The sequence below is a fragment of the Psychrilyobacter atlanticus DSM 19335 genome, assembly GCF_000426625.1.
Taxonomy (GTDB): domain Bacteria; phylum Fusobacteriota; class Fusobacteriia; order Fusobacteriales; family Fusobacteriaceae; genus Psychrilyobacter; species Psychrilyobacter atlanticus.
The window spans coordinates 1-22367 of the sequence record NZ_KE384548.1; the positions used below are offsets into that span (position 1 = coordinate 1).

Consider the following 22367-nt stretch of genomic DNA (forward strand, 5'->3'; position numbering starts at 1 on the left):
TAATCAAAAACAAATTACTGACAATAAGAATAGTCAAAATGTAATTAATACTAAACATGAGAACCTTATTGGGGCTAATACTACTGCTACTTCTAATGAAGTTTCTAGAGCTAAAACGGCAGAAGAAGTTAATCAAAAACAAATTACTGACAATAAGAATAGTCAAAATGTAATTAATACTAAACATGAGAACCTTATTGGGGCTAATACTACTGCTACTTCTAATGAAGTTTCTAGAGCTAAAACGGCAGAAGAAGTTAATCAAAAACAAATTACTGACAATAAGAATAGTCAAAATGTAATTAATACTAAACATGAGAACCTTATTGGGGCTAATACTACTGCTACTTCTAATGAAGTTATAAGAGCTAAAGACGCAGAATCAATTAATGCAAAAAAAATAGCTGCAACATCTTCTCAAGTCAATAATATTGGTACCCTAACTGTAGATAAAAATGGGAATCCAACTCCCCTTATTGGTAAGAGTTCAGATCAATTTGATCTCACTGGTAGTAGTGGACAATTAAAAGCTCTTGCAAGTGCTCATAATAAAAATGCTCAAGAAATTGGAGATTTAAAAAACTTAGAACACGATCAGATTAGATCTATCTATGCTGATCCTGTAACTGCACCTGCATCACCTACACCTGGTTCATCTAGTACTGTCTCTAGTGTTCCTCACGCCAACAGTAACGGAGAAATTTTACAGAGAGGCGGGCAAGACCTTACCGTTGTAAAGGCTTTCAATACTTTAGATAGTGATATCCTTATAAATCATGAAGATATCATAAAATTAAATGATAAAACTGTGAAAAACACCGGAGAAATTTCTGACAATAAAAATAACATTGCACAAAATAAAAGTGATATAAACAAATTACAAAGTCATTCTAATTCAAGTGCAAAACATATCCAAAACAATGACAAGAGAATTACTAAAAATACCCAGGATATTCATCATAACACAGAGAGAATAAATTCAGTAGAAGCACAGATGAAAAAAGGAATTGCAGATGCTGTTGCTGTTGCTGAAATTAAATACCCTAAGATGGAAAAAGGTGAGATGGGAATCGGAGCTGGATATGGAACCTATGAATCTGAAAATGCTATAGCTATAGGAGTAGGTTTACAGGCTACCGATAACTTATTTATCAATGCTTCAGTAGGTGCGACTTCTGGTGCAGATGACAGTGTAGTTGGCGGAGCTGGAGTTTCATATAAATTTAAAGTATTTTAAAAATATAAGTTTATTTCAAGGAGGAAAAAATGAAAAAAATTATTCTATTAGCTATGATATTAGCAGCAGGATCTACTAGTTATGCTGATGGTTTTCAATTAAATCTGGGTTATGATGTCTGGAGGTCTGTTTCTGATGTCCCCAATGGTGAAAAATCTGGATCCATGGATCAAGGGTATACTATCGGTGGAGAATACATTTGGGACTATCAGGATAGGTTTCATTATGGAATAGGAGGAGAATTTAGATCTAAATTAAAAAATGAAGATATTACTCTCAACGAATCTGTCCCTGCATATCTGGTAGGAAAGTATGATATTTTAAATCACCAGTTATATTTTGTGGGCAGATTGGGATATAATATAGGTCTTAGTAACGCTGACGGAGGCTACTATGCAGGTATTGGTATCGGGAAAAATGTAGGCCTTATTAATATAGAAATATTATATGAAAATATGGGTTATACCCTAAAAGAAAAAGAAGACATTGATGGAACTCACAGCAGTGTAGGAATAAAATTTGGATTTAAATTAGGAGATATCTACAATGCATTTACAAATTCTTCTGAGGATCTCCCTGAGGCAGAAGCTGCTCCAGAGCCAAAAATTATCGAACCTGAAGTTATTAAGCCAGAAGTAATTGTAGAAGAGAAAGTTATTCAAAAAACTGTGATCAGGGGACAACACTCTAATTTTTCTTTGAATAAATTTTCGTTGAGTACAGATGAAAAAATACAATTAGATCGTTTAAAAAAAGAAGAGCTCAGTGGAGCTAAAAAACTTATAATTACAGGTTATACAGATCATGAAACAGGTACAACAAAATATAACCAAAAACTATCTGAGGAAAGAGCAGAATCGGTGAAAGACTATCTTCAAATTCCTACTAATGTAGAAGTCCAAGTAATTGGAATGGGAGAAAAAGAAACATTAGGAGGAAGTCCAGAATTAGATAGAAGAGTAGAGATCGAAGTAATTAAATAAAAAATATTAAATAAAAAATGAAAGGATTAATCTCCTTTCATTTTTTTATAAACTGTCTATGGCAAATTTAATAGATCCTATATTCTTTGCATTTTGTAACAACATTCTACAATTCTCATTTGGTCTTATTAGGGTGAATGTCTTCCCCAGAGCCTCATATCTTTCTGCAATTGCATTGATTGTTTCTATCCCAGAGAAATCCATTACCTTAGCATATTTTAAGTCTAAAATTACATCTACAGGATCCTTATTTACATCAAATATCTCTTTTAATTTATAAACTGAACCAAAGAATAAAACACCATTTATCTTATAAATTTTTTCTCCATTCTCACCAGTTTCAATATTAGCATATATGATCTTTCCTTTTTCCCAGGCAAACATAAGAGCCGATAAGATAACTCCTACAATAACTGCAGTTGCCAGATCTTGAAATATAGTTATAAAAGTTACTGCTAAAACAACTATTACATCGGACCTGGGAATCTTTCCTCCATATTTTAAACTCTCCCATTTGAATGTACCTACAACTACCATGAACATAACTCCTACCAATCCAGATAATGGAATTGCATTTGTAAAGGCAGAACCAAATAACATGAATATCATTAGGGTAACCGAAGCAATGATTGCTGAAAACCTAGTTCTCCCTCCTGATTTAACATTTATAATTGACTGGCCGATCATGGCATCTCCACCCATACCTCCGAACAGACCATTTACTAAGTTTCCTAAACCCTGAGCAAAGAACTCCTTATTAATTTTACTTTTAGTATTAGTCATCTCGTCTATTACCCTTCCAGTTAACACAGCCTCAGTAAGGCCTACAAGTCCCCCTGTCACAGCATATGGAAAGATTATTTTAAATGTCTCCAGACTAAAACTTACATGGGGAATATAGAATTTTGGAAGATCTCCCTTTAACTCCATCCCTGCAAAATCCTGGACGGTTCTTAAAGAATAAATATCATAGTGGCTCATAAGACTGGAAATAATTGTCACAGAGACTATAGCAACCAGACTTGACGGTATTGCACTGGTTATCTTTGAAGTAAAGTGAATTATAGCCATAGTTACCAGTACAAAGATAATCATAATCAATAGATCTTTTGTTGGCAGCCAGTTCCCGTTAATTTTAAACTGGGAAAACTGAGCAAGAAACATAACAATAGATAATCCATTTAAAAATCCTAACGTTACTGAATATGGAATGATCTGGGTATACTTCCCAAGTTTAAAAACTCCCAATAATATCTGGATGATCCCCATTAAAATAACTGTAGCAAATAAATATTCCAAACCATGAGTTGCTATTAAAGATGCAAAAACAACTGAGATGGCAGCTGTAGAAGAACTTATCATTGCCGGTCTTCCAGTAAAAATAGCCGCGACCAATCCCATAACTACTGCACCTTTTAAACTTAAAATTGGGCTTACCCCTGCAACAAAAGCAAAGGCGACAGATTCAGGGATAAGTGCCAATGCAACGGTTACTCCTGATAAAACTTCATTTTTTAATATTTTACTAAACATACTAACCTCCTTAAATTAAGTTGTTCGAACTTGAACAACTTAGACACTATAACACACTTCTCAACTTTGTTCAACTACGAACAAAAAAACCGTGTGGTATAATAGATATATATTAAAATTAAAGGGGGAAAAATGAAAAATAGTGTAGTAGAACTGATAAAATGTGTAAATAAAAGATTTAATGATAATTTAAAAGCAGAGTTTAAAAGCAAAGATATCCCAATAAAATTAAAACATATCGACCTTTTTATGATTTTATATGAATATGGAGAAAAAATAGAATTTAAAAATTTAGTTAAAATCTGGGGTATCTCTAAATCAACTGTATCTGAAACTATAACAAGATATGTTAAACTTGAGTTATTAAAAAAAGAGAACACGACTACAGACAAAAGACTGGTATATATATCCCTTACTGAAAAAGGAAGTGATTATACAAAAAAAATAAATGATATTACTCATGAATTTTCAGCTAAGATCAATGAATTATTAGGAGAAGATAAAAATAATTTAAAAAATATTCTTAAAGAGATTATAAAATCAGACATATAAAAAAGCGACTGGACGTTGTATCCAAGGAGCTCTAACTATTTATGATGCCGCTGGCTGGCAGTATCTTGAGATACTCTTGCAGGTATAATTTCTTCAACTAAAAAAAGATAAAGCTCACGAGATGAACTTTATCTTTTTTTAAATAATTTAAAACTAAATCTATCTACGCATATTTACAATCATAAACTCAAAATCAGCAATTATTCCTAGACATACAAGGATCATAAATAACATATATCTGCCATTTATTCGTTTAGATTTAATGAAGTCATCTTTAGCTTTTCCATCTACTGATATAATATCTTTTAAATAACAATGGTAGTTATTATCAAACCAAATGATATAATCTAAACAGGTATAATCTCTTTCAAACTTAACAATTTTACTTTTTTTTATCTTTTTATTGTGATCATAAAATTCAACTAACCCAGTTAATTTTTTTATTTCCTTCCCTTTTAACCTTAAAATTTCTTCCATAACATCTCCTTTTATACATTTTTTTAGTGTTTTTTAGTATTTTTTTAATCGATTGATTATATTACAAAGTTAGAAAACAATCAATACTTTCTATATGGAAACTACCTAACTATATGGAAACTACTTCACATATAAAACTTTTAATGATATTGTTTTATTGTGAAGAAAAAAACTAAAAAATTTTAGGAGGATCTCAAAATATGATTGCAATGGTTGTAAAAATAATAACAGAAACAAATGATATTCAAAGAATAAAAGAAGTTGCAGAAAAATTGGTAGTGGAAACTAAAAAAGAAAAAGGATGTATAGAGTATGATCTATATATAAATATAGAGGATAAAACATCTATGTCTTTTATTGAAAAATGGGAGACAAAGGATGACCTGGAAAACCATTTAAATTCTGAACATTTCAAAAGGTTGTATCCAGAGATCTGTAAATATAAAATTGACGGTGAAACAGTTTTATACGAAAAACATAGTGTATAGTCAGTTAATATAAAAAATTTGGAGGGGAATTATGCAGAGAATAACTTTGAACAATGGTATAGATATTCCTATTATTGGACTGGGAACATTCCGTGCTAAAGAAAAAGATGTTTATAATGCTGTAAAAACAGCTTTGGATTCTGGGTACAGACATATCGATACTGCTATGATCTATGGCAATGAAGTAGAAGTAGGAAGAGCTATCAAAGACAGTGGAGTTCCCAGAGAAGAACTTTTTATAACAACTAAATTATGGAATTCAGATCAGGGTTATGAAACTACTAAAAAAGCATTTGATGACTCATTAAAAAAATTAGGGCTAGAATATATCGACCTATACCTGATCCATTGGTATAAAGGGGAGGAAAAAGCCGCTGATTCATGGAAGGCCATGGAGGAACTCTATGAAACCGGCCATATAAAATCCATAGGAGTATCCAACTTTAATGTAAATCATATTGAAGATCTGTTAAAAACAGCCAAGATAAAACCTGTGATAAACCAGGTAGAGATCCATCTGGGGCTGCCCCAGTATAATTTGCAAAAATACTGTGAGTCCATGGAAATAAAGTTAGAAGCATATGCTCCTATGCAGTCAGGAGGAATTTTTGCCAATGAAGATATTAAAAAAATTGCCCAAAAACATAATAAAACAATAGCTAATATAGCTTTAAAATTTTTAGTAGACCGTGGAATAATTGTCCTTCCTAAATCTATCAAAGAGGAGAGGATCCTAAATAATAAAAATATTTTTGATTTTTCATTGGATGAAAATGATCAAATAATTTTAGAAAAGCAATGTAACGGTATGAGACTGTTCCCTGACCCAGATAACTGTTCTTTTTAATAAAAAAGAAACGCGAATTTACATCCAAATAATAATAAATTTTAGGAGTTGAGATATATTTATGAAAGTAGTAGCATTTAATGGAAGTCCCAAGGTAAATGGTAACACTAAGCAGGCTATCGATATTGTAGCAGCTGAATTAAAAAAAGAGGGAATAGAAGTAGAAGTTATCCATGTTGGAAATAAAATCATCAGAGGCTGTTTAGCATGCGGTCAATGCAGAGTCAAGTTAGATGATAAATGTATCATAAAAGATGATAACCATGTAAATGAATGGATCCAAAAAATGAAAGAAGCAGACGGTGTAATCTTAGGTTCCCCTGTACATTACTCTGCTATTGCAGGGACAATGAAATCATTTTTAGATCGTGCATTTTATGTGATGGGTGGATCATCTATGTTAAGAAATAAAGTAGGTGCCTCTGTTGTAGCAGTCAGACGTTCTGGTGGAATACCGACTTTTAATCAGCTGAATAACTTTTTAAATTATTGTGAACTAACTATGCCTACTTCTAACTATTGGAATGTAATCCACGGTACAGCACCTGGGGATATCGAACAGGATGAAGAGGGAAAACAAATCATGAGGGTTTTAGGGAAAAATATGGCTCACCTATTGAAATTAGTTGAAAATGGAAAAGGTCACGTAGAATCTCCTGAACTTGAACCCAAAACATATACTCACTTTGTAAGATAAAGAAGAGTTAAAATAATAATCTTCCTCCTACCTGTAGAGAAATCTAGTTTTGTAGGAGGTTTTTTTGATAAATAATGTTATTTTTAACGTTTTTTGCTATAATATGAACATAATGTATTAAAAATATGATTTTGAAAAAGGCAAAACAAGGGAAACTTTGTGACGCAAAACTATAGGGTCTAAATCTCATAATGGATATGACAGCCAGTTACCAAAGTTTCTTTAGGGGGCAATATGCTTAAGATTCTTATCAAAAAAGTTATTCAAAATGATTATTTAGATGAAAAAATAAAATTAAAAGAGGAAAATAGATTACTAAAAAATTGTGATAAAACCATTAAACGTAACCCAGATAATCCAATTAGTTATTTTAACCGAGGAAATCTAAAGTTTAAATCAGGAGATTATCAGGGTGCAATGAAAGATTATAATGCAGCCATAAGACTGAATCCTGAATATTTAGAGGCATATCATAGTAGAGCAATAATAAAAGAAAAATTAACTTATTATAACGGAGCTATTGCTGATTATAACTTTATTTTAAAAATAGATTCATTAGATCCATTGGCACGAAAAAATAAAAATATTATCCAGCAAAGATTTTAATCAACCTATAAAATAAATTATAGAGAAATCATAAAAAATTTGGAGGAACTTATCACTTCTTTAGTATATGAAAGGTGTAATAATATTATTTTTAAAAAGGAGTAAATATATGAAAAAAATTATTTTTTTATTTTTTATTTTATCTTTTATCTCATTCGGTTCATTTAACCCCTTCAGTCATCAAAGGTATAACTTTACCCTGGATAAGGTCTCACTTTTAAACGTTAAACTAAGTGAAAAAATTGGAGGAAGAAAATATTTTGAAGGAATCATTAAAAATAATACAGATAAAAAAATTGTAAAAGCTGAAGTTACTGTTATGTTTAAAGATAAAAATACTCCATATCATGTTGTGGGAAGGATGAATTTTTATAATTTAAAACCTAATGAACGTTCTAATTTTTTTGGGCAGAGTGTTCATGTGAATAATATTAAGGGAGAAAATTTTAAAGTTGAACTCAGTGAAGTTGTAATGGAAAAATAAATTTTTTGTATTACACTTTACTACTTTCCTCTAAATTTATAGATAGAATTATATTTATTTGCGATGTAACATGTGTTACAGAAAATATGTTAAAATCCTGGTAGAATATCCTTAAGTTAAAAGTTCAAATATAAATAAAAGAGGTGATCTATATGTTTTCAAAATTAAAACTTCCAAAGAATACAAATAAAATGGGTGAAACGCCTATTATGAATGAAAAAAATGTTTTCCCTGAAATATTAAATAAACACATGACTCCCAAGGGAAAATGGGCACAAATTGTCGTAATTAACGGTAACCTTAAATATATCCATGACGATGAGCCTGAAAAGATATTAGTAGCAGATAAGAATCATTCGATAGTTATAGAACCTGAAAGATATCACCATGTTATTTTAGATGGTAATGTTGAATTTAAAGTTGAGTTTTATAAGGTTCCGGAAAATTTAGAAAATTTTGATGATAAAGCTTCTAGACCGGGGGAAAATTTCTTATAAAATAAATAAAAAAGAACTTCTAATCTATAGATTAGAAGTTCTTTTTTCTATATCTCTTTTTTTAATTGATCTATCCACTCTTCAATTCTAGAAGATGTAAGATTATCCTGGTTATTTATATCCAGTGCCAGACCAACCAATTGATCATTTTCCAAAGCTTTACTGTCGGAAAAACTATAGCTTTCTCTTGAAGTCATACCAATTATTTCCCCACCGGCATCTCTTGCCGCTTTGGCTATAATACCTAGAGCATCACAGAAAGTATCCCCATAAGATTCCTGATCACCAGTTCCGAAAACACCTATTTTCTTTCCTGACAAATTCACATCTTTTAAAATTTCGATCCTATCACTCCAATCATCCTGAAGTTCACCATATCCCCAAGTAGAAGATCCAAACAAAATTAAATCTAAACAGTCAATATTTTTTACTCCCTGGGATATAGGCACAACTTCTGCTTCTAATTTTCCACCTAAGATTTGAGCTATTGATTCCGTATCACCTATTGTACTTCCATAATAAATTCTTACTTTCATCTTGCCCTCCTTTTTGCTTTCCAAAAGATTTGTAATTCAAAGTATTTTAACTTAAAATCATTATATGAATAAAGGGATAAATTGTCAAGAAATATATTTAAAATTAAGAGAACTTTACAGTTCCTAAAAAATCACAAAAAAAAGCAGATAGGATAACCTATCTGCTTTTAGTTTAAACTAATATTTTATTTTAAAATTTTAATTACTCTAAAATCCCCATATCACTTACCTTATGAGGTTCTGTATTTTTTTCTTTTAAGAAAAAATGAAGAATAGTCATCACCAATGGCTCCAACAAATCAACTTAAAAACTTCTAAGTTTACAACCTTTCCCTCAAAATATATCCCCTTCCCTGGAGAGATTCAATGTGGTTATCAAAGGTAGAAAGTTTATTCTTGAGTTTTCTTATATACACATCTATAATTCTATTCCCCTGAATAAATTCATCCTCCCATACCCTCTCATAGATATTTCTCCTGGCAAGAGCCACTCCCCTATTTTTTGCTAAAAAAACAAGGAGGTTGTACTCAGTTTTAGAGAGTTTGATCTCCTGACCATCTTCCTTCACACTATTAGCAGAGAGATTGATAAGAATATCTCCTATCTGAAGAACCTCTACCGTAGCAGTATTTTTTCGTTCCACAGCTCTTATCCTAAGGATCACCTCATGGATATTAAATGGCTTTTTTACATAATCATCTGCCCCTTTAGTAAAACCGTCTACTATATCCTGCTCCTCAGTTTTTCCTGTGAGCATTATTATGTGGGGAGCCCCGTAAACTCTCGGGTGACTTCTTATCTTTTCACAGACCTCCAGGCCATCTATCCCCGGCAGGTATAGATCCAAAAGTATAAGCTCTGGGCTCATATTTACTATCATCTGTAAGGCAGCTTCCCCAGATGAAGTTGTACTCACATCAAATCCCTCTTCCTTTAAAGCTTTTTCCAAATGATTTCTTGTTATCAGACTGTCTTCTACAATTAATATCTTCATATACTATCCCCTTTTTCAATTCTCTCCCTTAAACTATTCCATCTAATTTCTATATTCTTTAAATATTTTATTTTTTGTTCTAAGTTTTCTGAATCCCTTTCAATTTCTTCCAAAAGAATTCTTATTTTATCCTCTTTCAGATATGAAAATTCTCCTTTAAGTTTATGGGCATAATATTTTATTTTCCCATAAGATTTTTCTTCCAATGCTTTTTTCAGCTGGGAAATCCCTTTTGGTATTTCCTTTAAACAATCAGCTATTATCCCTTCGCTACCCAACTCATCGACTAATCTTTCAACCTTTAGTTGAGGTATAAGATTTTCAATGGCCTCTATAAGATCATCTCTTTGAAAAGGTTTGGTCACATAGGCATCCAATGATCCCTTCAGAGCTTTTATTCTATCCTCCAAAAACGCATTCGCAGTTATTGCCACAACAGGTAGTTTCATATCTATTTTTTTTATTCTCTCAGCCAATTCATATCCATCCATCTCGGGCATCTGTATATCTGTAAACACGATATCAATATCATCTGTCAGCAATTCCAGTGCTTTTGAACCTCTCGAAGCAGAAATAACAACTATCCCAATCTTTTCTAAAAGCTCTTTTAACACATTTAGGTTTAAACTACTATCATCTACTATCAAGGCTTTGATATCTCTTTTTTTTGCCTCTACCTCTTCCACTTTTATTTTCTCCATACTTCTATAGATCTTCCAGTTAAACAATGGATTCATACAAATAACAGACACTTTTTTCAGTTCTACAGGAGAATCAGATATCACTGTACAATCTAAACTATGTTTTTCCGGCAGGTATCTATCTTCTCCTATAAAGATATGAGGATAGTCCTGAATTACTTCCTCATCCTCAGACAGATCCACAAATGCCTCTTCATCGGATATAATTATATAAGGACGGTTGTAATCATCTCCAAATTGTTGAAAGATCTCTTTTATCTCTTTAGAAGCTGTGTACAAAATAAAACCTTCGGTATTCATCTCTAACTTATCTTTTCCCTTGGGAAGGGATAAATTAAAATAAAAACTACTTCCCATCCCCACAGTACTTTCAACCATGAGTTTTGATCCCATCAAAGATAAGAATCTTGATGTTATTGCAAGACCCAATCCTGTTCCCTCATATTCCTTTGAGTTCCCTTGCTGTCCCTGAATAAAATCTTCAGTTATCTTCTCTACCATCTCTTCCGGGATACCTATCCCGGTATCTGTTACTCTAAAATAAATATCTTTAGATTCATTTATTTTAACATAAATCGTAATTTCCCCCTCATGGGTAAACTTGACTGCATTTCCAACGAGGTTTATAAGGACTTTCCTCAGAGCCAGCCTATCCCCTACCACAAAATGGGGGATATCTTTTGCACAAATACAGATAAGTTTTAAATTTCTCCTATTTATTATACTCTCAAATATTTGAAGCACCTCGGTCAACGTTTCTCTTAGAGAAAACTGGTTTCTGTGAATTTCTATTTTATTTGCTTCAATTTTAGAAAAATCAAGGATGTCATTTATAATCTCTAATAAATGATGGGAAGCTCCACCTATAACTCCTATTTTTTCACTGATCTTCCTGTCCATGGGGAAATCTTTAAGAGTTTCTATAGTTCCTATTATCCCGCTGAGAGGAGTCCTTATCTCATGGGACATATTTGCCAGAAATCGGCCCTTTTCTAGACTGGCCTCCTCTGCCTTGAGCCTCGTTTCTATAAGTTCCTTTATCAGCTTTCGTCTGCTTATTATCAGATAAAACATAATGAAAGAAACTATTATTGTCAAATGGAAGGAGATTATTATCTTATTTAAATTCCTCTTGTCTATCACAAAAAAGTGTCCGTCCATATTATAAAAGGAATATCCTCCCTCTAAAAGAAAATAATTTAGTTTATATTCTTTTGCCTTGGGGTAGTTAAAAAACAACCTTTCCCTTAGAGAGGAACCACTCTTTTTTTCGTTGGGATAGAGTACCATAGCAAACTCATCTTTAGGAGTATAACTATACCCATAAACAGGATAGTTAAGTTTTTTTAAATCCGAGGTTTCCCTCCTATCTTTAACAACCAATGCTCTTGTTGTTCCAAATTCTTTTCCATTTTTTTCCATGGAAAAATTTGAAAATTCTATCTTTTCAAAATGCTTCTTCAAACTATCAATTTCTTCCTTTTTAAAACCTAAGAGATAGATCTCCTCCGTTGAAGGCTGAAGATAAAGTATTCTTTCAAAATAAGACTCCAACCCATGAAAATTTAGGAGGATCTTCCCATTTTTTTCCATATTTATTGCAGATTCTATTCCAAATGCTGACATACATATTATTATATATAAAAACATAGTTATTCTTTTCATCTATTTCCTCCTCAAAAGCATTATATCTTTTTTAAAAAATAAAATCAAAAATTAACAAAATGTTAACAAGTTAATATTATACTTATTTTGAACTTAAAGTTCTTAAAGAAGTCGTATTGGTATGAAATTTATCAATATTTTTAAAAATTATCACATAATATATTTAGGGAGGCAATGTATGAAAGGAAAGTTAGGATTTTGGAGTATTGTACTTTTAGGTATCAACTGTATAATTGGTACGGGGATTTTTGGATTACCCAATAAAGCTTATGCTATGATTGGTGAAGCCAGTGTAGGAGTTATTATTTTTGACGCACTATTAGTTATATCTATTGCTCTGTGTTTTGCAGAAGCAGCAGGTCGTTTTAAAGTAAATGGGGGTCCTTATATCTATGCTAAGGAAGCCTTTGGAACATTTTTTGGTTATGAAGTTGGACTTATGAAATGGCTTATGGGAATTATCGGATGGGCTACATTTGCAGTATTTTTAGGAAACAGACTTGCTCTAGTTTTTCCAATGTTTGATACATCATTTGGCAGAATGGCTATTGCAATCTTTAGTATCCTTTTCTGGAGTGTAATCAACTTGATGGGAGTTAAGTCTTCTAAAATAGTTAATAATATAGTTACTATGGGAAAATTAATACCATTATTTTTATTTATCTTTGCAGGGATCTTCATGTTTGGTAAGGTTGATCCAACAACTTTAACTGAAACTGCTGCCATAGCTGCACCTAATGGAAATACCTTAGTAGAAGCCGCGATATTATTTTTCTTTGCTTTTACAGGTTTTGAAGCTATCGGTATCGCAGCCGGAGATATGATCAATCCTCAGAAAAATCTTCCTAAGGCTATAGTTGTAGTAATGTTAATTGTATCAACTGTTTATATTGCTATCCTATTAATATGTATGAAAGTGCTTGGACCATCTCTTGCCTTTAGTAAGGCTCCTGTTGCAGATGCAGCCGGTGTTCTTTTAGGAAGTGCTGGAAAATCATTTATCATGGCAGGTATATTGGTCTCAATAATAGGTATAAATATGGCAGGTTCTTATACTTCTACAAAATCTGGAGTAGCTTTAGCTGAAACTGGTCTTGTTCCTGAGTTCTTCTTAAAGACTAATAGTAAAGGGGTTCACTATAACGCAGTTCTAGCATCTATGATCGGAACTATGGTATTAGCAATGAGTGGTAGTTTTACTGTTCTTGCATCTATCGGTGTTATTGTTAGATTTATCCAGTATATTCCTACTTGTGCTGCTGTTCTGATCTTTAGAAAAAGAGATAAGGAAAGAGGAATAAAGCATGACGGCTTTACAATTCCATTTGGTCCAGTTATTCCTGTTATTGCTCTAGTTGTAAGTGTAATCCTATTAATCAAAGCAGGGATAGCTACTCCTCATAAAATTGTTTATGGTTTAGGAGGATTGGTTGTTGTAGCTCCATTCTATAAGTTCTCTAAGGACAGGATGGAAAGGGTAGAAAGAAAAGAAGCCCTGGGAGGTGCCCAATAGATGAAGGTAATTGGTATTTCAGGAAATAAAAAACTTTTAGATGGTTTCAACAGAGATTATGTTTTTGATCATTATTCTACTTGTATTGAAAAAATTGGTGCTGTACCATTAATTTTACCAATAACCGATAAAAAAGAGGTTGCCAAAGTATATATCGATAAGATAGATGCCCTGATTATGACAGGTGGGATCGATGTAAACCCTTTCCTATATGGTCAGGAGGCAGTAAAGGAAACCGAGGTTCCTTTCACTCAGAGAGACACCTTTGATTTTCTGCTTATCGAGGCTGCACTGGAGAAAAATATCCCTATTTTAGGAATATGCAGAGGGATGCAGATCATGAATGTATATTTCGGTGGTTCACTGCATCAGGATATCAAATATTACGGGGAAACAAGTATACAACATGTACAGGGATCAAAACACCATGAACCTGTCCATCTTGTTGATGTTGAGAAGGATTCTATCCTCTATACTCTTATTGGGGAAAAACAAAAAGTTAACTCAGTACACCACCAGTGCATCAACAAATTAGGGACGGGACTGGTAGCTTCAGCAGTATCTTCTTCTGATAAAATAATTGAAGCCTATGAATCTAATGGGGAAAATAGGATCTTAGGTATCCAGTGGCATCCTGAGATGATGTTTGCTGAGGGAAATAACGAGATGGAAGATATCTTCTCATTTTTAGTTAAGTAATCTCAATAACTATATATTTAAACAGAGGGGTCTTTTAAAAGAGAACCCCTCTTTTAAATTATAGATACAGATGGTATACTATTTAAAATATTATAAATATCAATTTTTATATCAGGGGGACAGATCATGACAAATAAATTAGGTTTTTGGAGTATTATATTACTTGGAATAAACACTATTCTTGGGTCAGGGATCTTCCTCCTTCCTGGAAGTTTTTATATAGCTTTAAATGAAAGAGGGATCTTCCCTACACTGATTGTTATTGCTACTGTCCTTTCTATCTCCCTTTGTTTTGCAGAAGCCTCTGGAATTTTTGAGGGTTATGGGGGCCCATACATATATGTAAGGGAAGCCATGGGAGAATTCATGGGTTTTCAGGTTGGATTTATGAAATGGGTTATCTCCCTTCTTGCCTGGGCAACTATGGCTGTTGCCTTTGCAGATCTTTTAGTGGCTTTTTTAGATATAGGTCATATCCCTTATATTGAAAAAATTCTTGCGGGACTTCTTATTATCATTCTTTCCTATATCAATTTTTTAGGAGTAGAGTTAACAAAGAGTCTAAATAATATTGTTTCCCTGGGAAAGATGGTACCAATTTTATTATTTGTTTTTATAGGAATTAAATATATAGGACAAAGCAACCTTCTCCTTATAACAAGGGGGCCAGAAGGATTAATCACAGGGATCAAGGACCCAATCTTAATCTTATTCTATGCATTTACAGGTTTCGAATCAATCGCAGTAGCAGCTAGAGATATGAAAACACCTCTTAAAAACCTACCAAAAGGTATTATTGGTGTGATGATTGGTATAACAATACTTTATCTGATTCTAATTTTTTCTATACTGGGAATTTTAGGAAGAAATATAGACCCTGATTCATATCCTATATTTCATGCAGCCTATCTTCTTTTGGGACCTCTAGGAGGGAGTTTTTTCTCATCGGGAATAATAATGTCTATTATTGGTATCAATATTGCATCCTCATTTACAAGCCCGAGATCTATCGTAGCACTGTCTGAGAAAAAAACTATGCCGGAATTTCTTTCCAGAAAAAATAAATATGGTACTCCCGGTGCTGCTATCATCCTTACTGGGGGTCTTTCATTACTTATAATTCTTATTGGGAATTTTAACACCTTAGTTTCATTTTCTGTAATTTCGAGAATTTCCCAATATCTGCTTACATGTGTGGCTGTCATTATATTTAAAAAACGGGGTATTAGAGGCTCTTTAGTCTTACCAGGAGGATACCTGATTCCTCTCATTGCCTTAGTAACTATGGGTATTTTATTTTATAACTACCTGATCTACATAGCTTCTGTATTTTTAATATTTTTTCTGATTGGAAAATATTTTTATAGCTATGATGGTAAATCTTATAAAGGCTTTAGAACTAATCCTTAATTTTAAAGTTTAAGAGAACAAAAAAAGTGCCGCATTTGCAGCACTTTTTTTAAAACCCCAATAATTTATATTTTTCTAAAATAACTCCCTCTATATCTTTCATAGGTTTTTTAAATAACTTTATTCTGTCAAACTCATCTGTTTCAAATTGAGATTTTAAGCTTTCGCCAAATTTCATTCGAATGGCTGTACCTATATTTACTTTTTTTACAGATGTATGAGACAACTTAGTTAAATCATGATCTTTAACTCCAGTAGATCCGTGAATTACAAGGGGAACATCCAATTTTTTTTCTATATTATTTAAAAGCTCATAGTTAATAACAGCTTCCTGCCCGGTCATCCTGTGAAGAGTTCCCACCGCTACCGCCAAAATATCTACTCCTGTTTCATTATAAAATGCCTTAGCTTCTTCCACGTCTGTATATTTCCCCTGGATCTTTATGCTTGGGTCACTATATCCCACTGATCCAATCTCAGCTTCTACACTTACATTATATTTTTTAGCAAACTGAACTATTTTGTGTGTATTTTCAATATTTTCATTGATAGGAAGACTAGATCCGTCATACATAACAGATGTATAACCTGATTTTATGGCTTCTTCTATCTCTTCCATAGATTTTGCATGATCTAAGTGAATACAGATCGGTATATCATAATCTTTACTGATAGATTTAAGTAAATTGCATAAATTTCTCGAACCCATATGCATAACAGCATCTCTATTTATCATAAGAACAGCAGGAGCTCTCAGCGAAGATGCCACATCTAATATCACTTTAGCATCCTCATAACCATATACATTAAAAGCAGGAACCGCTTGATTTTCACCTAATTCATTTATTATTTTTTTTAAAGTAACTAGCATACTTCCTCCTATCCTCTGGCAACCATTTCTCCAAATTCAGATTTTTTAAGATCTATAAAATTTTGAATTTCATCTGCAGTAGGCATATCCTCTGAACAACTGTGACTTGCTACCAGCATAGCAGCCGAAGCACTTCCAAATTCCAAGGCATCGATGATATCCCAACCCTCCATTAATCCATAGATAAATGCAGAAGCATATGCATCTCCTCCGCCAAAGGATTTAAGCAGTTTTACCGGGAATGGTTTAATCTTATAAGATGAATTTTTAGTGTAGGCAACGGATCCTTCTTTTCCATGTTTTATAACAACAATTTTATTTTCATAAGCTAACCATCTATTGGCAATTGCTATATCACTTTTATCTTCAAAGTTAGCAATTCCTTCCATCAATTCAAATTCTTCCTTAGAACCTATTATCAGGTCACTTAATCTTCCTATCAATGAATAATAGATCGCCACTTCTTCCTTAGATTTCCAGGTATAACTCCTATAATCCACATCAAATATCACAATAGTTCCATGTTTTTTAGCATATTCTACTGCTGTAAAACAGGCTTCTCTCGACGGGCTGGCCGATAATGCTGTTCCGGATACAACAATTGCTTTAGCATTTTTAATATACTCTTCTGAAATTTCATTGGATTCCAGCATAAGATCGGCAATACCATTTCTATACATCAATATAGAACTTTCAGTTGGACTTTTTATTTCAGTAAATGTAAGTCCAAGAGATTCACCATTTTTACAAGTTGCTACCTCTGATGTATCTATATTATTTTCTTTAAAAAAATTGGTAACAAACTTTCCAAAACTGTCATCTGAAACTTTTCCGATAAATCCCACTTTTTTGCCAAGTCTCGAAAGACCTACTGCTATATTTGCAGGTGACCCTCCAACATACTTATTAAAGTTTTTACTTTCCTCCAGGGGTTTATGGATATCTGTAGGATTAAAATCTATTGCAACTCTTCCAATAGGGATGATGTCCATAGGTCTGTTTTGATCAAATTTTAACATAATTTCCTCCAGTTTTTATCTGACTATAAGCATGTATCCTCTAATGATTGAAACCAGTTCATCATACCCTTCGCTGAATTGAAGCAGAGTTTTTGTTACTGCTCCATAGTTATCAAATTCTTTTTCTTCCATTCCCTCCGGAAGATAGGCTTTTTTGAAGTCATCAAACTTATAGAGAAGTTCATTTATTATCTCAGGTGCTACTGAATCACCTATTCTCTCCTTCACCTCTATATTTGAACCGTTGAATCTCTTCTGCCATTTATACGGGATAGTCTCCAGTATATCTCCTCCAATAAACTGAGACCATTGATGATGGTTTCTATAAGCTGCTGCCAGGAGCTTGGTTTTATATCCTCTTTCCTGGAATATATTATAAGCATTTTTCATTACAGCGACACCGGCCCATTCAAGATATTCTGGATTTGTAATTATATGATCTCTATTAGCTACATCTTTTAACCAGTCATCTACCCTTCCAACCATGATGGTACACACAGGGTTTATATGACTGTTGTCCAATCCCTCTTTTTCTCTTCTATTAAGACCTCTTTCTACCGCTTTTGCTACAGCTATAGCTTGTGGAACTGTAAAACTAACCGTAGCATTGATGCTTACTCCTCTATATGTAGACTCTTCAAAGGCTTTTATTCCTGCACTTGTAGCCGGGATTTTTACCTGTATATTTTCAGCAAGATCGCTAAAGTGGAGAGCCTGTTCTATAAGAAGTTCTGACTTTCTATAATATTTGGTATTTGTCTGGATGGAGATCCTTCCCCTCCCTGTCTCAGGATCAAAAACAGGTTTTAGGAGTTTAGCTCCCTCCACGGCCATATTTTCAATAAGTACCCAGGCGATCTCATCCTCTGTTGCCTCTGGATTATTGGCAATGAGCTCTTTTACCTGTTCCTCATAGTTTTCAAGCTCTGCCTTTAATACATTTTTAACTATCACGGGATTTGTAGTTGCTCCTACAGCACCATTTTCTATTGCATAGGATAATTCATTTATAGAACAAGAATCATTCCAATAATCTGTTTTAGTAGTAAGAGCCATCTCATGAAGAGGTCCTCTATATTTTTTTTCCATATTTCCCCCTCAATGGAACCCACTTAATACTTTGGGTTCCATTTTACAGTTATTTTTTATTAAATTTTAGTTGTATTCATTATTTTTTATTAACTCATCCAGTCTACTTTATGCTCTGGATTCCATTTTGTAGTTATTTTTATTAAATTTGTCCAAAAATCTATGGAAGAAACCCCTGTAATATCTCCGTATCCAAATTTAGAATCTTTTATCCCCCCAAATGAGAACGGCTCTCTTGGAACAGGTACTCCGATATTAACCCCTAACATTCCTGCCTGGAATTCTCTGATAGCTTCATCTACAAATCTACCATTTTGAGTAAAGATTGCAGCGGCATTCCCATATGGTGACTCATTTTGAATAGCTGCAGCTTCAGCTATTGTATTAGCTCTTCTTATTTCCAAGACAGGTCCGAAAATCTCTTCACCACTCATATTTTTACTGTTGCCCCAGTCAATAATAGATGGTCCTATAAAGTATCCCTCATCTGTTTTAACCTTTCTTCCATCAACTACAATTTCAGCTCCATTTTCCTGGGCATAATCTAAGTAGTCCTCTATTTTTTTTATAGCCGCCTCCGAGATAACCGGAGGAAGATCCACACCGGGAACCATATTTTTAGCTTTATTAATAACTTCTCCATATACGTCGTCTATACTTCCTACACCGATCATTACCGATACAGCCATACATCTCTGTCCCGACATTCCAAAGGCAGATGAAATAATATCTCTACTTCCTGCATCTTTATTGGCATCCGGCATTACTACAATGTGGTTTTTTGCTCCACCCAATGCTAAAACTCTCTTGGAGTTAGCCGATCCTCTTTTGTGAACAATTTGGGCTACAGGTGTTGATCCCACAAATGATACAGCTACGATATCCTTGTTGTCACAAATCCCTTCAACAACTTCTTTTCCACCGTTAACTACATTAAAAATCCCTTCAGGTAATCCTGCCTCTTCCCAAAGTTCTGCCATTTTCATAGCTGAGACAGGTGTTAATTCAGACGGCTTTAAAATTATTGCATTTCCTAGAGCTATTGCATTTGGAACGGTCCAATGGGGAACCATTACTGGGAAGTTAAACGGAGTAATAGATGCCACAACTCCTAAGGGTCTTCTTTCTTCCTTACAATTGACTCCTCTACTGACATCCTGGGTTTTCCCAGAAATTAGCTGTGGAATAGAACAAGCAAATTCTGTTAATTCAATGGCCTTATCCACACCGGCATAGGCCTCTTCCATTGATTTTCCATTTTCTTCACAGTTAACCACAGATAATTCTTCTCTATACTTCATAAGTAATTCTCTATATTTATAAATAACCTTAGATCTGGATTTTGCAGTTAAACCTGCCCAAGATTCCTGAGCAGCCTTAGCTTTAGTTACGACTTCGTCCAATTGAGCTTTAGTCGCAGCTTTAAATTCACCAATAATTTCTCCGTTGATAGGAGCATAGATATCATATTTTTCTCCCATTCCTGATACAAACTTACCATTTAAATAATTTTTAATTTCATTATATTTCATCTTTTCCTCCTAAAATATTTCAGAGATCTTTACAGGTCTCTTTTCTTCTAAAGATTTTTTTGCCGCTAACCCAATCAATACAGGTTGTAATCCGTCATTTGCATTAACAGGAACATCTTTATCGTTAACTATTGCCTCTACAAATTGATTTACTTCTTCTCCAAATGACTGCATATATCTCTCCAAGAAGAAATAAAGTGGTTTTTCTGATACAATACCGTCTTTTGTTGAGATAACTGCCTTTGATCCGCTGTCATTTGAGATAGCCACCGAACCAAGTGATCCGAATACCTCTGCTCTCTGGTCATACCCATAAGCTGCTTCTCTGGAATTATCGATTACACCTAAAGCTCCATTTTTCAACTTCAATGTTATAATAGCTGTATCTATATCTCCGGCTTCTCCAATCTCAGAGTTTACAAGTACCCCTCCAAGGGCATAGACTTCCTCGACTTCACTTCCAGATAAGTGTCTTACCATATCAAAATCATGGATAGTCATATCCAAAAACATTCCACCAGATACCTTAACATAGTCTATTCCCGGAGCTTCAGGATCTCTGGAAGTTACCTTTATAATGTGAGGTGTCCCAATTTTTCCTTCTGTAACAGCATCCTTTATAGCCTTGAAATTATTGTCAAATCGTCTATTAAATCCAACCTGATATTTTATCCCGGCTTTTTCTACCTCTTCCAAAACCATCTGGATCTTTCCCAGGTCATGATCGATTGGTTTTTCACAGAAGATATGTTTGTTAGCTCTTGCTGCCTCTATTGATATAGATGAGTGAGTATCTGTTGAAGAACAGATCAAAACAGCATCGATCTCTTTATTTTCCAATATTTCTTTATAATCAGTAGTTATATTTTCTATTCCAAGTTCATTGATCCATTTTATTTTATCTTCATTCATAAATGGATCTGCAATCATATGAACAGTAGCATTTTTAACATTATTGGTGATACTTGTTGCATGTACCTGCCCAATTCTTCCGGCACCTATAATTCCTAACTTTAGCATTTTTAAACTCCCCCCTCTATTAAAGACCTGTTTTTTCAGCAATAAATTTTCTAGCTCTTACAGCATATTCAAATGGATTGGCAAGTGCAGGATCCTGTTCTGCCTCTACAACCATCCAACCAGTATAATCAGCATCTTTTAATGTTTTGAATATAGGATCAAAATTAATTATTCCATCACCAGGAATAGTAAACGCACCTTTTTTTACCCCTGTTAAGAAGGAAAGATTGTTTTCTTTAACTTCTCCTAATATATTTTCTCTCACATCTTTTAAATGAACATGAGCAATTCTATCTATATATTTATTTAAAACCTTTTCAACCGATGATTGAGTTCCTTCAGAATAGTACATATGACCTGAATCAAATAATAAATAAACATTCTCATCAGTTATTTCCATGAATTTATCCACTTCTTCCGGAGTCTGAACACCTGTTCCCATATGGTGGTGAAGCGATACTTTCATTCCTTTTTCTTCAGCTAATTTAGCTAATTTATTGTATCCGGCAGCCAATCTATCCCATTCTTCATCTGTGAAAACAGGCTTTTCATTGAATATCGATTTATCCAGTCCCTGAATACTGTGTGACTGCTCGGAACACCCTATAACCTCAGCACCCATAGTATGTAAAAAATCTCTATGTTTAATAAATTCAGCAATAGTTTCCTCTTCTTTTCCTACAGCAAAGAAGGTACTAAACCATGCATTACAAATTTGAATTCCTCTGATATCTAACTTTTCTTTTAAGAGATCAGTATCTTTAGGATATTTATTTCCTACTTCACTTCCAGTAAATCCGGCTAACGCCATTTCAGATACACACTGCTCGAAAGTATTTTCACTCCCTAGTTCAGGCAGATCGTCATTTGTCCAGGCAATTGGTGCAATTCCTAATTTTACTTTTTTAGAATCCAT

At 33.5% G+C, this 22367-nt stretch carries 23 protein-coding genes and 1 riboswitch; of the genes, 12 read left to right on the forward strand and 11 right to left on the reverse strand.

From position 1 onward, the window contains the following. Both K337_RS18375 and K337_RS20290 read left to right on the forward strand, forming a co-directional pair. The coding region (locus K337_RS18375) for a YadA C-terminal domain-containing protein (RefSeq protein ID WP_037029855.1) at positions 1 to 1237 on the forward strand (1237 nt) is incomplete at its 5' end. 29 nt (positions 1238 to 1266) lie between these two features. Continuing rightward, a complete protein-coding gene (locus tag K337_RS20290) occupies positions 1267 to 2220 on the forward strand; it encodes an OmpA family protein (RefSeq protein ID WP_051251756.1) in 954 nt (317 codons plus the stop codon). Positions 2221 to 2265: 45 nt separating this feature from the next. Here K337_RS20290 and K337_RS0111650 read toward each other — a convergent pair whose 3' ends face one another. Further along, positions 2266 to 3753, reverse strand: coding sequence for a SulP family inorganic anion transporter (locus K337_RS0111650; protein ID WP_028856763.1), 1488 nt, complete (start codon positions 3751 to 3753; stop codon positions 2266 to 2268). A gap of 132 nt (positions 3754 to 3885) precedes the next feature. On the opposite strand from K337_RS0111650, the gene K337_RS19265 reads away from it, so the two are divergent. Beyond that, complete coding sequence (locus K337_RS19265) at positions 3886 to 4305, forward strand: MarR family winged helix-turn-helix transcriptional regulator (protein ID WP_051251757.1); 420 nt, start codon at positions 3886 to 3888, stop codon at positions 4303 to 4305. 159 nt (positions 4306 to 4464) lie between these two features. Here K337_RS19265 and K337_RS0111660 read toward each other — a convergent pair whose 3' ends face one another. Next, positions 4465 to 4782 carry a hypothetical protein gene (locus tag K337_RS0111660; RefSeq protein ID WP_028856764.1) on the reverse strand — a complete coding sequence of 106 codons (318 nt, stop codon included), beginning with the start codon at positions 4780 to 4782 and terminating at the stop codon, positions 4465 to 4467. A 200-nt stretch (positions 4783 to 4982) separates the two neighbouring features. On the opposite strand from K337_RS0111660, the gene K337_RS0111665 reads away from it, so the two are divergent. The 6 genes from K337_RS0111665 to K337_RS19270 all read left to right on the forward strand — a co-directional run bounded on the left by K337_RS0111665 (position 4983) and on the right by K337_RS19270 (position 8401). Then, positions 4983 to 5270 carry a putative quinol monooxygenase gene (locus K337_RS0111665; RefSeq protein WP_028856765.1) on the forward strand — a complete coding sequence of 96 codons (288 nt, stop codon included), beginning with the start codon at positions 4983 to 4985 and terminating at the stop codon, positions 5268 to 5270. Between the two features lie 31 nt (positions 5271 to 5301). Continuing rightward, the gene (locus K337_RS0111670; protein WP_028856766.1) at positions 5302 to 6117 is read left to right on the forward strand and encodes an aldo/keto reductase; all 816 of its coding nucleotides are present in this window, start codon (positions 5302 to 5304) and stop codon (positions 6115 to 6117) included. A 61-nt stretch (positions 6118 to 6178) separates the two neighbouring features. Beyond that, on the forward strand, positions 6179 to 6814 hold the full coding sequence (locus tag K337_RS0111675) for a flavodoxin family protein (RefSeq protein ID WP_028856767.1): 636 nt from the start codon (positions 6179 to 6181) through the stop codon (positions 6812 to 6814). Positions 6815 to 6943: 129 nt separating this feature from the next. Further along, a riboswitch (cyclic di-GMP riboswitch) is annotated at positions 6944 to 7030 on the forward strand. Between the two features lie 18 nt (positions 7031 to 7048). Next, entirely contained in the window at positions 7049 to 7420 is a 372-nt protein-coding gene (locus K337_RS18390; RefSeq protein WP_028856768.1) for a tetratricopeptide repeat protein, read from the forward strand. 109 nt (positions 7421 to 7529) lie between these two features. Continuing rightward, complete coding sequence (locus K337_RS0111685; RefSeq protein ID WP_028856769.1) at positions 7530 to 7904, forward strand: hypothetical protein; 375 nt, start codon at positions 7530 to 7532, stop codon at positions 7902 to 7904. Between the two features lie 152 nt (positions 7905 to 8056). Beyond that, complete coding sequence (locus tag K337_RS19270; RefSeq protein WP_051251758.1) at positions 8057 to 8401, forward strand: TehB-like domain-containing protein; 345 nt, start codon at positions 8057 to 8059, stop codon at positions 8399 to 8401. Between the two features lie 47 nt (positions 8402 to 8448). On the opposite strand, the gene K337_RS0111695 is transcribed toward K337_RS19270, so the two are convergent. The 3 genes from K337_RS0111695 to K337_RS0111710 all read right to left on the reverse strand — a co-directional run bounded on the left by K337_RS0111695 (position 8449) and on the right by K337_RS0111710 (position 12298). After that, the gene (locus K337_RS0111695) at positions 8449 to 8937 is read right to left on the reverse strand and encodes a flavodoxin (RefSeq protein WP_028856770.1); all 489 of its coding nucleotides are present in this window, start codon (positions 8935 to 8937) and stop codon (positions 8449 to 8451) included. A gap of 320 nt (positions 8938 to 9257) precedes the next feature. After that, positions 9258 to 9932, reverse strand: a complete 675-nt coding sequence (locus K337_RS0111705) for a response regulator transcription factor (RefSeq protein WP_028856771.1) — start codon at positions 9930 to 9932, stop codon at positions 9258 to 9260. After that, positions 9929 to 12298, reverse strand: coding sequence for a response regulator (locus K337_RS0111710; protein ID WP_028856772.1), 2370 nt, complete (start codon positions 12296 to 12298; stop codon positions 9929 to 9931). The genes K337_RS0111705 and K337_RS0111710 overlap by 4 nt, the downstream gene beginning before the upstream one ends. Before the next feature lie 178 nt (positions 12299 to 12476). Here K337_RS0111710 and K337_RS18400 point away from each other — a divergent pair, with 178 nt between their 5' ends. The 3 genes from K337_RS18400 (at position 12477) to K337_RS18405 (ending at position 15920) form a co-directional block, all read left to right on the forward strand. Then, a complete protein-coding gene (locus K337_RS18400; protein WP_051251759.1) occupies positions 12477 to 13811 on the forward strand; it encodes an APC family permease in 1335 nt (444 codons plus the stop codon). Next, the gene (locus tag K337_RS0111720; RefSeq protein WP_028856773.1) at positions 13812 to 14510 is read left to right on the forward strand and encodes a gamma-glutamyl-gamma-aminobutyrate hydrolase family protein; all 699 of its coding nucleotides are present in this window, start codon (positions 13812 to 13814) and stop codon (positions 14508 to 14510) included. A gap of 126 nt (positions 14511 to 14636) precedes the next feature. Continuing rightward, positions 14637 to 15920 (forward strand): APC family permease, encoded by a 1284-nt coding sequence (locus K337_RS18405; protein ID WP_037029858.1) that lies wholly within the window; start codon positions 14637 to 14639, stop codon positions 15918 to 15920. Positions 15921 to 15969: 49 nt separating this feature from the next. On the opposite strand, the gene K337_RS0111730 is transcribed toward K337_RS18405, so the two are convergent. The 6 genes from K337_RS0111730 to iolE all read right to left on the reverse strand — a co-directional run bounded on the left by K337_RS0111730 (position 15970) and on the right by iolE (position 22367). After that, positions 15970 to 16791, reverse strand: a complete 822-nt coding sequence (locus K337_RS0111730; protein WP_028856774.1) for a class II fructose-bisphosphate aldolase — start codon at positions 16789 to 16791, stop codon at positions 15970 to 15972. Between the two features lie 8 nt (positions 16792 to 16799). Next, positions 16800 to 17810 (reverse strand): 5-dehydro-2-deoxygluconokinase, encoded by a 1011-nt coding sequence (gene iolC, locus K337_RS0111735; RefSeq protein ID WP_037029860.1) that lies wholly within the window; start codon positions 17808 to 17810, stop codon positions 16800 to 16802. Between the two features lie 15 nt (positions 17811 to 17825). Continuing rightward, entirely contained in the window at positions 17826 to 18899 is a 1074-nt protein-coding gene (locus K337_RS0111740) for a transaldolase family protein (protein WP_028856776.1), read from the reverse strand. Positions 18900 to 18988: 89 nt separating this feature from the next. Further along, the gene (mmsA, locus tag K337_RS0111745) at positions 18989 to 20431 is read right to left on the reverse strand and encodes a CoA-acylating methylmalonate-semialdehyde dehydrogenase (protein ID WP_028856777.1); all 1443 of its coding nucleotides are present in this window, start codon (positions 20429 to 20431) and stop codon (positions 18989 to 18991) included. A gap of 9 nt (positions 20432 to 20440) precedes the next feature. Beyond that, a complete protein-coding gene (gene iolG / locus K337_RS0111750) occupies positions 20441 to 21451 on the reverse strand; it encodes an inositol 2-dehydrogenase (RefSeq protein WP_028856778.1) in 1011 nt (336 codons plus the stop codon). 19 nt (positions 21452 to 21470) lie between these two features. Then, entirely contained in the window at positions 21471 to 22367 is an 897-nt protein-coding gene (iolE, locus tag K337_RS0111755) for a myo-inosose-2 dehydratase (RefSeq protein ID WP_028856779.1), read from the reverse strand.